Below are 15697 nucleotides of genomic sequence, written 5' to 3' on the forward strand. Positions count from 1 at the left end.
AATTTTTTAGTAGTAAGGACTCACCAGACACAAGTTTGGTGAGTGCCTGAGCATGCGCTCGAAAACTTTTTAACTGTTTTTAAGGGAATAACATACCTATGAAATTATTAAGTCTTTCTGTTGCACTCGCGTTAGGTGCAACTTCAACGCTAGCACTGGCAAATGACATAAACCCAGTAATTGGCGAAGCTAATTATGTGTTTACTCAAGAACAGGTGTTAGATAAAAATGCCAAGCTAATTAAACGTTTAGCGCAGCATGGCCTGAATGCTAAAACAAGGCCGCATCTATTTAACCTGATAGAGCAAAGGGCAAACTTTAAAACCAGTAAAGTCATGCCTTCGACTTTGAATCAGGCACCTGTAGATTGTAAAAGCGCAAATAAAGCATTGTGTTCATTCTTCATGCACACCGGTGTGAGTATCAGAACAGATACCAGAACAAATAAACCACACCTTGTCGTTACTGCTGTTAATTCAAAAACTTACAGCACAGAATATACAATGCTAGATATTGTACTTATGAATGAAAAAGGCGAGTACCTTACTCTTCCTAAATACATTGAATATTTTGGTGATGGTGCTGAGCAAAAGCGTAAAGAAATCCTTTCTTCAACGCCATTGGAAAATATCCTCACTCAATTACAAAACTCTGAAGCTATTTTTGCTGATGCATGGATAACCGTTACGCACACCGATGCAAGTGGTCGCCAAGTAGTTGAAGATCAAAATGTCATTGTTGAATACCCATTAGCAACATTGCTTGACCAAATCGCCGGTGTAAATGCAAAAGTAAGTGGTAAAAGCGCTGACTTTACAGTGATGAATGGCCCAGAGCCGATTATTCATCACCCTAAGGACACGCGCTCAAAAACAGGTGGACCTGACAACAAAATCACAGTTTGTTTGAACCGTAACTATGGGGATTGTGATTATGAAAATATTTATCCTACATCGACACCAAATGATCAGTTGAAATTGAAGATCCCATTCCAAGGTGAATACACAATTACAGGTAAAGTGACGCGTATCTACCGTCCAGACTGGACTGTACTTGACGCTGTTGAGACGGATAAAGGTGTTGAGTTAGAAGTCGGTAATAATGGCAACCCAGTTATAAAACCAAGCGTCGTTAACTTAGGTTCAAATATCTTTATTCAAACGAAAGAAGGTGGTGGTGCAAACGAAATTGCAGGTAACCAATATCAAGATATCGCCAACTTCTTCGCAAATAACATTAAACTTGAGTATTTCATTGTCGGTGGTCGTACGAGAACGAAGATATCTTGGAATATCCCTCGAGCACAGGGTGTATTTGGCGATGCGTCTCTTTATGGCCGTTATGCTGATGCAAATTGGATTTTGAACATTTCTGCTGATATTGAGACAAGGCCGGGTCGACCACGTCCTGGTACGCTTGTGGTTGGCTCAACACCAGAGCAAGGCTCTTGGGCATTTACTGATTACCCACAAATGCAAATTGTATACAGCTGCTTAGCTGAGGGCTCACTGATCACCTTACCTGGTGGTAAGCAAGTGCCTATCGAGTCATTACAGATCGGTGACACGGTACTAGGTGCAAGTGAATATTCGCCTTCAAGCCATACACAATTGACGATTGCTGATATTTCCGTTGGTGTGGAAGCAATTCCAATGACACAAATCACTACGCGTTCTGGTAAAGAACTCTTACTTACCGAGTCTCACCCAGTTGTGATGCGTTCAGGTAAATCAGTCTGGGCAAGCAAAGTTGAGCTTGGTGACGTGATCCATACACAGGATGGTCCAGAATCAGTATCTAAGATAGAAACAGTTAAATTCGTAGATAATGTTTATAACCTTCGCTTAGAGCGCAGCAAAGATGACCCTCAATACAAAGTGGGTGAAACATTCAGCTTATTCGCGAATGGCGTTCAAGTGGGTGACTTAGGTATGCAAAGTGAAAATGAGTTCACTGAAATCGTTGAAACTGAGCAAGATATTCTAAACCGCCTACCTGAAGCATGGCACAAAGATTATCTAAATAGTCTAAAGCAGTAAGGATATGGCCAATGTAAAGGGCCTCTAGGGCCCTTTTCACGGAGTGAAAATGATGAAAAACATAAATTATCTAATTGCGGCTTTTGCATTTCCAATGTGTGTAAGTGCAACGCCTGAAAAAGTGCCTGCTAGCAACATAGCAGCGATGGATTTCCAAACAGAAGCCATAGATTTAGTGCCACTTGGGACTGCTCATAAAAGTAAAGGCAATATCATGTTGGGCCTTAAATCTGTAGAAGGTATGGCTGTCGAGCACTTAGGAAACACCAATATCGACTTTCGTGTTGGTGTAGACTTAAGCTACCAAGAAACACTGAAACTGATTGATGGTCAAGTCGATGCGGGATTCAATTTCCCTGTCGTACGTGTAGATGCAGGCGCAAATTATGCCAAAGATATCAGCGCAGATCGTTATACAGGTACTTACACGGTTTACTCTTCAGTCAAACCAAAGTCTCGTATTTTGATGCCATCAAATGAAAGCGGATACAAACCAACTGCTGCGGCTACAGAGCTTGCGCAAGCCTATCCGGGTAACAAAGCAAATAACTTAGGTGATGGCTTTGTACAAGGTTTTGCCTATGGCTCCAATGTCGTCATCAATATGAAAATTGATTACCGCAATGAAGCGGACAAACGTGAAATTGGCGGCTACCTAGGCGTTGAATGGGTCGGTAGTGTCGATGTAGATGGTCGCTTGCAAAATATTGATGAGCAAAGAAAACAGTCGGTAAAAATCACCATCAGTGGTTATCAAAGCGGCGGTGATCCGAACAGATTACTGCAAATAATTCCAAATGGCATTATGCAATGTACGCTGTTGAATCCAGAGCCTTGCTTCAACTTATTTGAATCAGCGGTCAATTATCTAAAAACGGATTACATCAATCAATTTAATACGTTAGATGATTACAATGTAACTGAAACTTACATCACAAAATACCTTGATTCAGGTGCACAGTTACAAACACTGATCCCTGCAAATGGCTATCAGCCAGTGAACTATCTAACAAAACTTGTTGTTAAAGAGCTTATCTCACGTTGGATTGAAGAGCGTTTAACTTACAGAAGAGCAAAAAATTTACAGCGGTACTATGCTGCACAGTTTGATGCAAACCAGCTTAGAGACTTAGGCGAAATCGAACGGGCTAGCCGTGCAAACGCAAACTTATTTGCTGACATAGTAGATTACTGTGAAAGAAACCCTGAAGGTAATTACTGTATTGATTATGAAGTACAAAGCGTTGGGTACTATCAAGATTACAGCGCCATCAGTGCTATCTTAAGGTAAGGACGATAAGATGAAAAAAACAAATTTACAGATCACTTTACCAGCTCTCACCTTACTTTCTATTGCGACAACTAATGTGATGGCCAATGAAGATCCGCAAGCCGTTATACAACAAGCGCAATACAGTGAGCTTGGAGATGTGTTAACAGTATCTCAAGCACAAGGACGATTTGCTTGGTTGAAAAAATGCTACGATGGTTTGCTTGTTGAGCTATGGGAACAGATGTATGACTCCAGAGCTATTGTGCCAAAAGAGCAAAAGCTTAATCAGCTTAAAGCGCTGTGGCTATCTAACGCGAAAATAGCCGCAGGCAAAGCACAATATTTAACGTTTGCAAATCCTGACTTTTCTAACCCTTATGATTGGTATGCTGGCACAAGCGAAGCTCAGGCATGTACAACCATGCCACCTGAGTATCGCCCTATTGCATTAAAAACGACTCTTTTATCTCGCTCTTACTGTGAAAACCGCAGCTATGATAATGAATGGGAATGGATCGAGTCGGTCAAGGTCGATACGTTTGAGCACACCTCAGGTAGTAAAAGTCACACCATCGTGTCTGGAAAAGTGTTAACCCTCAGTGCGAATAAGACGGCCCGCTTTACTATTACTCCAGGTAATGAAGATCCCACTTTCCCATCTTATGTTGCGGCAAGAGTATGGATTGACTGGAACCACAACGGCCAATTTGATGCCAATGAGCGCGTTTACCGCGGTGCTTCTGACCAAACTTTTACTTTCAATGTAGACGTCCCTAATAATGTTCCAGAGGGAATTACCTTGATGCGAGTGGCCACTGATGCAGGTGGCGGTTTTGATAACGCCTGTGAGCGTATTCACTATGGCGAAGTAGAAGACTACCTCGTAACAGTTCGTTAAGGAATGATGATATGAAATCTATCTATTTATCTATGCTGTCATTAGCACTATCTGGTGCAGCATTTGCTGGTGAAAAAATAGAGTCACAGCCGAGTACTTCAACGTTATCTGGCTCTGTGGTCTCTGGGCTTATCAATGATCATGTTGCAATTGGTACAGCCTATGATAGCCAGAAAAAACGCTTTTTAAATGTACAGCCAGTCGCTGGTGTGGTTGATGAAACTTTCGGTAACACCGAGTTAAAATTCACTACGGGTATCGACCTAAACTATGATGACATGTTGAGATCGCTCAATGGTAGTGTGGATGTTGACGTCAACTTCCCAGTTGTTCGTGTATCTGCAGGGGCTTCGCTTGCAAAGGAAATGGCTGCAAGCACCTACTCAAGTTCATATACGTTTAGTGCCTCAAGCACGCCTAAAAAGCACTTATATTTACCTAAGAATGTTAATCAAGGCTATACCCTCTCTGAGGTAGGTGAAAACATTGCCAATAACTACCAAACTAAAATTCAAACTCTGGCGGGTGATGAGTTTGTAACAGGTATTGAATACGGTGCAAGTGTCCTTGTTAACCTGAAGATAGATTACGGTAGTAACCGTGATAAATCTGAAATCGGTGGTTACTTAGATGTCGATCTATATGGTGGTGTGTTTAATGTTGGTGGTCAGCTTAAGTACCTAAAAGATGATACTAAGTCATCAATTAAAATAACGGTACGTGCGGTTCAACAAGGGGGTGACCCAAAGCAATTGTTGAGCATTATTCCAAACAACATCATCACCTGTTCTTTGGATAATCCAAAACCATGTTTCGACATGTTTTATGAAGCTGTGAACTATTCTAAGAACAGCTTCAGACAACAGCTAAACACATTGTCCGATTACAATGTTGTACGTTACTACACAACTCGATATGACAACTCATCACTGGCACTTCGTGCCCTAGTGCCTGAGTATCAAGTTGTAAGAAATGCAACAAAGTGGCTAATTAGCGAGCTAGAAGATGACTTTAAACAGTCTATTCTTGATGAGCAACGCGCTCAGAGTTTATTGAACAGTTATTACGCATACTTACCTGAAGCACAACGTACTTCTGTGGAGCAGATCAAGGACTATGCTTACGATAATGCTTGGTTCTTCTTCAATGCGGCACAATTCTGTCGAGACAACCCATTTGGCTACGCATGTGAAAACAAAGTACGCGAAATGAAGCAAGCTTGCGAGCAACGCGGGCGCGCTTGTCCGGCAAACTATGATGTCACACAACTACAATTGCCTAGCAGTGATAGCCTTGACTGGAAAAAGTGTGAACTCGCACGTCAAGAAGCTGTACGTTCAGGCGTTGTAACTGAAGATGAAAGCGCGAAGTTCCGCAACATGCGTTGGGCACCAACGTTTATTGATGTAAATGCGCCAGCAAGAGGGATCCTAAACTGGCGTCTTTGCGAGGGTGCTTTAAGTACCTATGGTAACGCATTCGCACAATAAACCACCAAAAGACCACAGCGGCAATGTCGCTGTGGTCGCTTCCAGGAGCAGATATGAAACTCACATTGTTTCTGCTGACGATGATTTGGTCGTTTGATGCGTTTAGTAAGGTATATTACAGTAAACAAATCAAAGATTCAGATCTTGGAAAAGCATTTTCGACCCAGTCACATCAAGTTGGTGACCACTGTTTAGTTGGTCAAATCTCTTACCATAAAGACTTATCTGGTAGTCTAGACTACTTTCAAAGAGTGAATAGCTCAAACATACGAAGAAGAACGTTTGGTGAAGTTCATGGCGGTGTAAATTTGTTTATTATTGCTGGCAGTGTGTCTACATCCATGACACATAGAAATGCCACAGATAATAAAACCATGACATCACAACTACACCTCAAACTAGACGAAGGCTACAGTACATTAGAACAAAGATCAGTCAAAGATGGTAAAGACATAAGCCAATGTGGTACTCACTTTATTTATCAAGTTAACTACGGTCGAGATATTTTTATCAATACCCGGCTTCACTTCAGGACAGAAGAAGATTTCAAACGCTTTGTTATCAAGATAAAAATTCGTTTGTTATTTTTCAAAAAGACCTTCACCAAAATTCGTGAAATTGAGAAATATGCTGAAAATGCTGTTTTCAGTGTTGATGTAAACTCAAATGGCCCCTTGCCTGCAGAGCTACAAGCAAAGTTAAATGCAAAGCCGACACATTGTAGCGGCAAAAACATTTCACCCTGCTTGGAGACGTTAGCAAGCCTTGTTGACTACAGTTTTGATGCCAATGGATTGGTAAAAGATTTAGCTGAACTGGAGAAAGTACCACGCAGTTTTGTTGTCGCTGGATTTCAGGATTCAGGACACTATGGTGCACAGGACTGGCAAGCAGTACAGCAAAACTATTTATATGAAAAAACTTGGCATGCTGTAGAAGCGCATTTTGGTGATGCAGTCAGAACACTGCAAAGAGCCGAAGCCTTTTTAGCTGTTGCTTCTGAAAGTGAAAAGCCGCAACTTGAAGCGCAAAAAGTCGCTGCTGAACAAGCCTTATTGGATGCTACACAATTGAGGGAAACTTGTTTTGCATCGCCTTGGCTAGGCCAATGTCAATTGTAAAACGTCATAGGGCCTCTGGCCCTATTTTTCAATCTGATTTCTTTTGATAACCCGCAGCACCTTTTGCAATGTATCTCAGCTGCCAAATCAATCTATCTGTTAGCTCAGCGCGCTGTTGTGGGTCTTGATCGAGTGCTTCTGCCCCCGAGCTAAATACTAACGTCACCATGGCTTCTGCTTGCATATAAGCATGAAGCGGATCTAGCTTAGTTTCAGACTCGAGATAATGTGCAAGTTCCAAAATAAAGTGCTTAATCTCTCTCGCTACCGCAGCACGAAAAGCTGGTGAAGTACCAGAGCGCTCTCTAAGCAAAAGCCTAAATTGGTTGCTCGACGTCTCAATAAACTCCATAAATGTCTGAACAGACGTATCAATCACACTACCACCACTGGCGATACGCCGCCTTGCTTGGCGCATAAGCTGCCTTAAAGTAAGTCCAGCCTCATCCACCAGCGTCAGTCCAAGTTCATTCATATCTTTGAAATGCCGATAAAAAGAAGTTGGTGCAATGCCTGCCTCGCGGGCCACCTCACGTAAACTCAAATTAGAAAAGCTATGCTCAGCACTGAGCTGATTAAACGCTGCTTCTATCAGTGCTTGTCGAGTTTTTTGTTTTTGTTGTGCACGCACACCTGACATGAATAACCCCTAGTTTATTTGCCCCAATACGCTAATTGAGCAGTCTAATACTTGACGGCACAAGAATGAAATACTATTTTAGCGTACAAGTGTACGCTGAGATTTTTAAAAATGAAGAAACCGCCTATTATTTGGACCAATGTAATCTTTTTTAGTCTGTCTTTTTTAGCCGCCGTGACCTTAGTGCCTTGGTACGGATTTGAATATGGGTATACCCTTACCCACTGGTTAGCATTTGTTGCTTGTATGTTTTACGCTGGCATGTCCATCACCGCCGGTTACCACCGCCTTTGGGCACACAAAGCCTATGAAACACATCCTGTGATTCAAGTATTTTTTGCGCTGGGCGGAGCTTTTGCTTTGCAAAATAGTATTCTTCATTGGAGTAGTGATCACCGCGTACACCATGGCCAAGTAGATGATCCTGTAAAAGACCCTTATGCCGCTACCCGCGGATTCTGGTACAGCCATATTGGCTGGATGCTGCGTGATTACCAAGGGGAAAGTTATGGTGATTACAATAATGCACGGGATTTGCAACGCAATAAAATCGTGATGTGGCAACACAAACATTATTTAAAACTCGTACTACTAACTAATATTGGTATCCCATTACTACTTGGACTGGCACTGGGCGATGTATTTGGCATGTTGCTATTAGCCGGTGTGCTGCGCTTAGTGCTATCTCAACACTTTACTTTTTTCATCAATTCTCTGGCACATATCTGGGGAAGTCGCCCATACACAGAGAAAAATACCGCTCGTGACAATGGCTTTTTAGCGTTACTAACGTATGGTGAAGGTTATCACAACTTCCACCACATCTTTGCAAGTGACTACCGTAATGGGATCCGCTGGTATCATTATGACCCAACGAAATGGATGATCCGTGCTCTGTCATTCTTTGGCCTTGCCAGCAAATTAAAGCGTACGCCAGTTGAGCGCATTGAAAAGGCCAAGGCAGAAACCTTGTTGAATAAAACAAAAGTTACCCTTGCAAAATTGCCTTTGGCACAAGATAAGCTTACATTGTTACAACAAGAATATGATTTGCTTTTGAAAAAGTTGCAGAACTTTTGTGCGATTCAAAAACAATTACTCGAAGCTAAAAAGCATGCCGTTTTAGAACAGTGTGAACAATCTGCGCTACACAAACAATACTCGGAATTAGAGCAAGCGTGGCATTCACAAAAACAGGCATGGTTGGCACTGAACTCGAGGCTGTTAAAAGGCGCAGCGACCTAACCGCACCTCTTCTCGGCCTCCCCAATTAGCAAGTAAGGCGAGGCCGTGACTAAATCCAAAGACAAACCTAGCGAACAACCCGCGCAATCTTTTCAATATGATGCCATTATCATTGGTACAGGCCCTGGTGGTGAAGGTGCAGCCATGAACTTGTCGAAAAGCCAGCGTAAAGTAGCTGTGATAGAAAAACAAACATCTGTCGGCGGTGGCTGCGTCCATTGGGGTACCATTCCTTCAAAAGCGCTTAGGCATTCTGTTAGCCGTCTTATTGAGTATAAAGCCAATCCTTTGTACCGCTTTACAGAGCGCCCAAAACGCTTAACGTTTCAAGACATTTTAAACCACGCCAGTGACGTCATTGGCAAGCAGTCTTCATTGCGTTCAAGTTTTTACGATCGCAATCGCATTCACCTGTATCAAGGTGAAGCCAGCTTTGTTGATGCGAATACCGTGCGCGTAACGCATCTTGACGGCTCTCAAGATGTACTCACAGCGAAAACCATTGTGATTGCCACAGGCTCTCGGCCTTACCGCCCACCTGAAATCGACTTTGATCATCCGCGCGTCTACGACAGCGATACCATTCTTGGCCTTGAGCACAATCCGCAACGCGTCATCGTATACGGTGCAGGGGTGATTGGCTGTGAATACGCATCCATTTTTAAAGGCCTTGGTGCAAAAGTCGATCTCATCAATACACGAGATAGATTATTGTCTTTCATGGATGATGAAATTTCAGATGCACTGAGTTATCACTTTTGGAACAGCGGTATCGTGATCCGTCACAACGAAGAGTTTGCCAAGGTAGAAACCAGTGACAAAGGCGTCATTTTACACCTTCAATCTGGTAAAAAAGTCAAAGCAGACTGCATCTTATGGGCCAATGGCCGAACGGGTAATACCGACAGCTTAAACTTAGAAACAGTTGGTCTCAAAGCCGATGGCCGAGGTCAATTGCGCGTTAACGAGTACTATCAAACCCAAGTAGAAAATATTTATGCTGTCGGTGATGTCATCGGTTACCCAAGCCTTGCCAGTGCAGCGTTTGACCAAGGCCGTATTGCCGCCAATGCCATTGCAAACGGTCAATGTGATGAGCGTTTGATCACAGATATTCCAACAGGAATTTATACTATTCCAGAAATGAGCTCCGTTGGTAAAACAGAGCAAGAGCTGACCGCAGCCAAAATCCCTTATGAAGTTGGTAGAGCACAGTTTAAGCATCTTGCGCGCGCGCAAATTGCCAGCACTGAAGTAGGCAGTTTAAAGATATTATTCCATAGCAAAACCAAAGAAATTTTAGGGATACATTGCTTTGGCGAGCGCGCCTCTGAAATTGTGCACATCGGCCAAGCCATCATGGAGCAAAAAGGCGAAGGTAATAATGTCGAGTATTTCGTCAATACCACCTTCAACTATCCAACCATGGCTGAGGCCTATCGCGTTGCAGCACTCAATGGCCTCAACAGACTATGTGATTAGCCAGTCAGAAAGCGGCTGAATCATCAGCCGCTGATTAAAAACGGTACTCCCCGCTGAGCCGCCATAATTGTTCTAATTGACGCGTTGGTAAATTATCATCAGCTCGATTGGCCACTTTTGTCTCTAGGTATTGAAACTCAATCCCAAAACGCCAGTGCTTTGAATAACGCCACTTAGCCGTCACCGTCACAGCGCCGCCGTCACTTTCATTCGGGTCGAACGCCCAATGATCCATGTCTTGCACTCTGAATTGCTCAATGCGGCCGCTGACTCTAAATTGCTGCCAACGATGTGTCAGCAGTATAAATTGACTGTCAAAGTCATTATCTACGCCGCGAGAAACCCCCATCGCCGTATTCCCCGCCATTGCTTGGGCAATCACATGCGTTTGCTTAGTTATCTTGTACTTATACGCCAAGCTCCAAAATTTGGTGTCCCAAGCATATTGGCCCGTTTTATAACTAAGCACTTCTGGATCGCCATTATTGTCATACCAATATGCCCGCAAGTCATGACGATTTTGATAACTCCAGTGAGCGCCAATATAATACCCAAAACGGCCATCAATCTCAGTGAATGGCTCTATTTGCCACGCTTGTTTACTCAATTGCGGTGTCATAAAGCCCGCTGTTGGACGCAGCGCCAACACTTCATTAAAGACTGATTGCCTATCATGCGGTGCAAATCCGCGCCATGCCAACACAGCACCGAGCGGATCATTGCCTTTATACAGTCCTGCGACCCATTGCCAATTGTGCAAACTGGGTTTTGCCAACCGTTTGCCATTGCGCTTAATACTGGCCTCTACACCTATCACTCTGAGCTCTTCACCGAGCCAAGCGTTAATCGCAGAGTAGCCATAGTTATATGGCGAAGACCAGCCAACATCCGGATTCTCCAAGGACATTTTCGGGTAAAAACCACCGATGCGTACTTGCGGTTGATAAGCGCCCTCTACCACAGGTTTATACTCTGTAAATAGCTCAGTAAACCCAACTTTGGCATCAGGATCAGGCACATATTGCACACTGCTGTGCGCCGCCCAGCTATCACCCAACTCAAAGCGAGATTGCAACAAAGCTCTGCTGATATTAACGCCATCATCTCCTTGACCAAAGCGATTAACCGACGCCCCCCATGCATACCAAGATGGATAGGCGCTACTTGATTGCCAACTGGCTTGAATTTGCCCTTTATGCTGTGCTGCATTAGCTTGTATCGGGGCACTCATCAGTCCGACTAGCAGTAAACACATAGACGGTGCAACAAGCATATTTAAAGTGACTTTATTCATAATCATCAAACTCATCTGAGAAGTCTTCTTTGGGCTTAAACAACGACTGATCAAGTTGATAGATCAAAGAATTGGAGGTAGGTAAAACTTTTATGGTCTGGCTCTCGGGTTTATCAAGATTGGCAAACCCTTCATGCCATACTTGCATCGTTAAATTGTCTATTGGGGTCTCAGGAAGTTCGATGATTGCTTCACCTTGTCCATTAGTGAGCGCAAAATAGGTGGAGTCCACCACCAAAATATAGCCCAACATCCAATCATGAATATTACAGCCTAACTCGACAACACCCGTGTTACCAAAGTTGAGAGATTGAGGACTATCACGATATAGCTTAAATTCAAACGGTTGTGCTGGGGAAAACGAATAAACGTGATGCAAGATCGAGTCGTAATTGGGAAAAGATACCTCAGCCCCTTTAGGGACCACCAATATATGTGGCGTGAAAGCTCGGTCTTTTTGGCCCATTTTGTAGGCTTGTTGAAGTTTATTGGCTGACCGTGGCAGTTGCGCACTTTCAAACCACACCACCGCATCTTTAACCACCTTCCCTTCAGCGTCTTTCACCTGCACGGTGATCGGTTTGGCCAATACCCATGATGATACCAAGCAAGTACTCAGCATGAGCCCATATTGCCACCTTGCTCGCTTTGTATTTACTTTATTTACTTGCTGCGTCAGTTGCATCTAGCACAATCCTTATCCGGCTTTATTTTTCATTTGAGTATAGACCGGACGACGTAAATTATGCATTCATCGCATTTTAATTTTGAATACGTATGCAAACCATTTTGGGCCCGAAACTAAGCCCGTAAGCTAACAATAACTCGTTGCCTTATGGAAAAAACATGCACTATTCAAGTTCATTTTGCTCAGCAGTTTGCCTGACGGTCAGTTTATTCACACTCTCACCAGCTGTGTATGCTGCCAACTTTAATGTCTCATCCCCTGACCAGCAGCTTACCTTCACTATCAGTGATGACCACACTCAGCCAAGATATCAAGTTGCCTTTAAGGGTCAAACAGTGATCAACCCTTCCACATTGGGGTTTGACTTTGCCAGGGCACCATCAATGCGAAATAACTTGTATATCAGCAGTGCTGAGCGTAAATCGCATCATGAAACTTGGCAGCAACCTTGGGGTGAAGCGAGAAACATTGTCGATCACCACAATGAACTGTTGGTTACTTTTGCAGATAAAGACAGCAAAGCGGTGCAATATCGAATACGTATTCGTGTCTTTGATGACGGCCTTGGATTTCGTTACGAAGTCAATCAAGATGAAGCCAGATATATTACTCGCGAGCTTACTGAATTCAGCATTACGGATAGTGGTGAAAGTACTGCGTGGTGGGTCCCGGCGCGAGGCTGGAACCGCTATGAATACACTTACAATACCACACCACTGCATAATGCTGCCCATGTGCACACGCCTTTCACATTTAAAAACAAACACGGCATCCACTTAAGTATTCATGAAGCCGCACTGGTAGATTATGCCGGTATGACACTGAATCAGCGCAGGCCGGGTACTTTCATAAGCGATTTAACACCATGGTCTGATGGCATCGCGGTGAAAACCAACGGTCGCTTTCATTCCCCATGGCGCACCATTCAAGTTAGTGAGAAAGCCAAAGATTTATTGAACTCGCACCTGATCTTAAACCTCAATGAGCCTAACAAACTCGGTGATGTGTCTTGGGTTGAACCAGGAAAATATACAGGGATTTGGTGGGGCATGCATATCGGCAAGCACACTTGGGGCAGCGGTGACAAACATGGTGCCACCACAGAGCGCACCAAAAAATATTTAAGCTTTGCCGCAGAGCATGGCTTTGATGGTGTGTTAGTTGAAGGCTGGAACACCGGATGGGACGGAGATTGGTTCTATAACGGTGACGTATTTAGCTTTACACAGCCATATCCTGATTTTGACTTTAAGGCCATCAAGGCACATGCCGATAAAGTGGGTGCAAAACTCATTGGTCATCACGAAACCTCTGGCAACGTCAGTAACTATCGCAACCAAATGGACGCGGCATTTAAGCTATACGCGAAAAATAATGTCAGCCAAATCAAAACAGGTTACGTCGCTGATGGCGGCAATATCAAACGTATTGATGAGCGCGGCCATGCTCGCTTTGAATGGCATGATGGTCAGTTCATGGTGAATGAATACCTAGACAACATCAAGCTTGCTGCAAAATACAAGCTCAGCATTAACACCCATGAACCCATTAAAGATACGGGGCTACGCCGTACATATCCAAACTGGATGACCCGCGAAGGCGCGCGCGGCCAAGAGTTTAATGCATGGGGCACGCCACCTAACCCACCAGAGCACATTCCCATGCTGGCATTTACGCGCATGCTATCAGGCCCAATGGACTTTACACCCGGTATTTTTGACATGGGCTTTAACGGCCTAGGTGATAAAACAAACCGCCCGCAAACCACACTCGCAAAACAACTTGCCCAATACGTGGTGTTATATAGCCCTGTGCAAATGGCGGCGGATTTACCAGAAAATTACCTCGCAAAACCGGATGCATTTCAATTTATCAAAGATGTACCGACGGACTGGGAACAGAGCATCGCTTTGGCGGGTGAAGTCGGAGACTATGTGGTATTTGCTCGTCAAGAACGTGCTCGCGGTAAGTACACAGGTAAAGATTGGTACTTAGGCGCAATTACAGATGAACATGCGCGAAAAGTTGATGTGAAACTCGACTTTTTAACAGCAGATACACGCTACGAAGCGCACATTTATCAAGATGGCAAAGATGCCAATTGGCAAGATAACCCATACGCACTGGACATCAAAAAACAAATCGTCACCGCCAAAGACAGTTTGACACTGCAACTGGCCACCAGCGGCGGCGCTGCAATTCGCTTTAAAGCCCTTTAAAACGCAAAAAGGAGCAGGTTTTTCTGCTCTTTTTTTATTTCATAACACGACTCACAGTCCAGCCTGAATCATGCGCTGTTTGAGGCTGCTTCAGCGGCATTTAATTTGCGTAAGTGCGGGGTAATAAACTGACTCAATAACAAAGAACATGCAGCCAGTGCAGCACCGAAATAAAACACCAATGATTGGTCGTATAACCACACCACACCAAAACTAGCAGGGATCACTACCGCGGCAATATGGTTGATGGTAAAGCTCACCCCAGCCGTTGCGGCAATATCTTCAGGTCGCGCAATCTTCTGAAAATACGTCTTTAATGCAATCGCCATCGCGAAGAAAATATGGTCTATCACATATAACACTGCCGCTAACTGTGAAGATTCCACCAGCGCATATCCGACAAATACAAGGATCAACCCTATGTACTCAACCGTCAGTGCTTTTTGCTCGCCAATACGTCCTATCCAACTGCCTATTTTTGGCGCCAAAAAGATATTAATGACGTGGTTAAGCATATACAACGCGGTAATTTCTGCGACATCATAGCCAAACTTCTCGACCATCAAAAAGCCTGCAAACACCATAAAAATTTGTCGACGTGCGCCGGAGAAGAATACCAGCAAGTAATACAAGCTGTATTCTTTGCGCAATATCAGCTTTTTATTCTGTGGTGACGCTGCCACAAACTGTCGATGTGTCATCGCCATAAATAGCGTCACGGCAAGGCCTGCGCCACCTATTAACAAATACATCCACACATAGTCACTTTGCAACCAAGTAAAGCCCACCCAGATCACCGCAAATGTCCCCAGTGCAGCCATTGATTTAATAGATAAAAGCTTGCCTAATTTCTCGGCAGCTTCATCTTTTTTAAACCATTGTAGGCTCAATGATTGATTTAATGTCTCGAAATAATGAAAGCCAATAGACATCAACACGGTGGTGGCATATAAGCCATAAATGGTCGGAAAAAAGCCTGTAATTGCGACCCCAATAGACAACACACACAAGCTCACCACCGCAAAGGTTTGCTCTTTTAACACCAACAAAATAAACACCGCGGTAAAGGCAAGAAAACCGGGAATTTCGCGTAAAGATTGCAACATGCCCATGTTTGCACCGGTAAAGTCTGCCGCTTCCACCGCAAAGTTATTTAACATGGCAGTCCAACCAGCGAATGCCATCGCCATAACGATGGTGGCTAACACTAAAAAGCTCATTGGTGAGGGGGTAAACCGCCCAAATAGTTGTTTTTCCATTTATTATCCTAAGCACATTGAGTGAAACGCCTGACTAGTATATGCTCAA

12 protein-coding genes are annotated in these 15697 nt (G+C 43.8%); 8 read left to right on the forward strand and 4 right to left on the reverse strand.

Annotated features, from left to right (window positions below; genetic code table 11):
- Window positions 1-98 precede the first annotated feature (98 nt).
- From S4054249_RS19910 to S4054249_RS19930, 5 genes are read left to right on the forward strand one after another with little or no spacing between them, the layout of a single operon-like run.
- Window positions 99-2039, forward strand: a complete 1941-nt coding sequence (locus S4054249_RS19910; protein WP_046354568.1) for a Hint domain-containing protein — start codon at window positions 99-101, stop codon at window positions 2037-2039.
- A 49-nt stretch (window positions 2040-2088) separates the two neighbouring features.
- A complete protein-coding gene (locus S4054249_RS19915; protein ID WP_052960853.1) occupies window positions 2089-3330 on the forward strand; it encodes a hypothetical protein in 1242 nt (413 codons plus the stop codon).
- Between the two features lie 10 nt (window positions 3331-3340).
- Window positions 3341-4210 (forward strand): GEVED domain-containing protein, encoded by an 870-nt coding sequence (locus S4054249_RS19920; RefSeq protein ID WP_046354567.1) that lies wholly within the window; start codon window positions 3341-3343, stop codon window positions 4208-4210.
- An 11-nt stretch (window positions 4211-4221) separates the two neighbouring features.
- Complete coding sequence (locus S4054249_RS19925) at window positions 4222-5700, forward strand: hypothetical protein (RefSeq protein ID WP_052960852.1); 1479 nt, start codon at window positions 4222-4224, stop codon at window positions 5698-5700.
- A 53-nt stretch (window positions 5701-5753) separates the two neighbouring features.
- Window positions 5754-6821, forward strand: a complete 1068-nt coding sequence (locus tag S4054249_RS19930; protein ID WP_046354566.1) for a hypothetical protein — start codon at window positions 5754-5756, stop codon at window positions 6819-6821.
- A 28-nt stretch (window positions 6822-6849) separates the two neighbouring features.
- Here the strand turns inward: S4054249_RS19930 and fabR are convergent, their stop codons facing one another.
- Window positions 6850-7461 (reverse strand): HTH-type transcriptional repressor FabR, encoded by a 612-nt coding sequence (gene fabR, locus S4054249_RS19935; protein WP_046354565.1) that lies wholly within the window; start codon window positions 7459-7461, stop codon window positions 6850-6852.
- A gap of 111 nt (window positions 7462-7572) precedes the next feature.
- Here fabR and S4054249_RS19940 point away from each other — a divergent pair, with 111 nt between their 5' ends.
- Both S4054249_RS19940 and sthA read left to right on the forward strand, forming a co-directional pair.
- Window positions 7573-8706 carry an acyl-CoA desaturase gene (locus tag S4054249_RS19940; protein ID WP_046354564.1) on the forward strand — a complete coding sequence of 378 codons (1134 nt, stop codon included), beginning with the start codon at window positions 7573-7575 and terminating at the stop codon, window positions 8704-8706.
- A 144-nt stretch (window positions 8707-8850) separates the two neighbouring features.
- Window positions 8851-10188, forward strand: a complete 1338-nt coding sequence (gene sthA / locus S4054249_RS19945; RefSeq protein ID WP_230851925.1) for a Si-specific NAD(P)(+) transhydrogenase — start codon at window positions 8851-8853, stop codon at window positions 10186-10188.
- Between the two features lie 34 nt (window positions 10189-10222).
- Here sthA and S4054249_RS19950 read toward each other — a convergent pair whose 3' ends face one another.
- On the reverse strand, window positions 10223-11482 hold the full coding sequence (locus S4054249_RS19950) for a hypothetical protein (protein ID WP_230851888.1): 1260 nt from the start codon (window positions 11480-11482) through the stop codon (window positions 10223-10225).
- Window positions 11475-12167 carry a methylamine utilization protein gene (locus tag S4054249_RS19955; RefSeq protein WP_145925059.1) on the reverse strand — a complete coding sequence of 231 codons (693 nt, stop codon included), beginning with the start codon at window positions 12165-12167 and terminating at the stop codon, window positions 11475-11477. The genes S4054249_RS19950 and S4054249_RS19955 overlap by 8 nt, the downstream gene beginning before the upstream one ends.
- 161 nt (window positions 12168-12328) lie before the next feature.
- On the opposite strand from S4054249_RS19955, the gene S4054249_RS19960 reads away from it, so the two are divergent.
- Window positions 12329-14389, forward strand: coding sequence for a glycoside hydrolase family 97 protein (locus tag S4054249_RS19960; protein WP_046354562.1), 2061 nt, complete (start codon window positions 12329-12331; stop codon window positions 14387-14389).
- 68 nt (window positions 14390-14457) lie between these two features.
- Here the strand turns inward: S4054249_RS19960 and S4054249_RS19965 are convergent, their stop codons facing one another.
- Window positions 14458-15648, reverse strand: coding sequence for an MFS transporter (locus S4054249_RS19965; RefSeq protein ID WP_046354561.1), 1191 nt, complete (start codon window positions 15646-15648; stop codon window positions 14458-14460).
- Between the last annotated feature and the right edge of the window lie 49 nt (window positions 15649-15697).

It is taken from the genome of Pseudoalteromonas luteoviolacea (genome assembly GCF_001750165.1).
GTDB lineage: Bacteria > Pseudomonadota > Gammaproteobacteria > Enterobacterales > Alteromonadaceae > Pseudoalteromonas > Pseudoalteromonas luteoviolacea_G.

What these genes read in the sequence shown, in the direction of transcription:
- sthA (WP_230851925.1), top strand. Translation starts at nt 8,851, where the DNA reads ATGAACTTGTCGAAAAGCCAGCGTAAAGTAGCTGTGATAGAAAAACAA.
- S4054249_RS19965 (WP_046354561.1), bottom strand. Translation starts at nt 15,648, where the DNA reads ATGGAAAAACAACTATTTGGGCGGTTTACCCCCTCACCAATGAGCTTT.
- S4054249_RS19950 (WP_230851888.1), bottom strand. Translation starts at nt 11,482, where the DNA reads ATGAATAAAGTCACTTTAAATATGCTTGTTGCACCGTCTATGTGTTTA.
- S4054249_RS19925 (WP_052960852.1), top strand. Translation starts at nt 4,222, where the DNA reads ATGAAATCTATCTATTTATCTATGCTGTCATTAGCACTATCTGGTGCA.
- fabR (WP_046354565.1), bottom strand. Translation starts at nt 7,461, where the DNA reads ATGTCAGGTGTGCGTGCACAACAAAAACAAAAAACTCGACAAGCACTG.
- S4054249_RS19940 (WP_046354564.1), top strand. Translation starts at nt 7,573, where the DNA reads ATGAAGAAACCGCCTATTATTTGGACCAATGTAATCTTTTTTAGTCTG.
- S4054249_RS19955 (WP_145925059.1), bottom strand. Translation starts at nt 12,167, where the DNA reads ATGCAACTGACGCAGCAAGTAAATAAAGTAAATACAAAGCGAGCAAGG.
- S4054249_RS19915 (WP_052960853.1), top strand. Translation starts at nt 2,089, where the DNA reads ATGATGAAAAACATAAATTATCTAATTGCGGCTTTTGCATTTCCAATG.
- S4054249_RS19960 (WP_046354562.1), top strand. Translation starts at nt 12,329, where the DNA reads ATGCACTATTCAAGTTCATTTTGCTCAGCAGTTTGCCTGACGGTCAGT.
- S4054249_RS19930 (WP_046354566.1), top strand. Translation starts at nt 5,754, where the DNA reads ATGAAACTCACATTGTTTCTGCTGACGATGATTTGGTCGTTTGATGCG.
- S4054249_RS19910 (WP_046354568.1), top strand. Translation starts at nt 99, where the DNA reads ATGAAATTATTAAGTCTTTCTGTTGCACTCGCGTTAGGTGCAACTTCA.
- S4054249_RS19920 (WP_046354567.1), top strand. Translation starts at nt 3,341, where the DNA reads ATGAAAAAAACAAATTTACAGATCACTTTACCAGCTCTCACCTTACTT.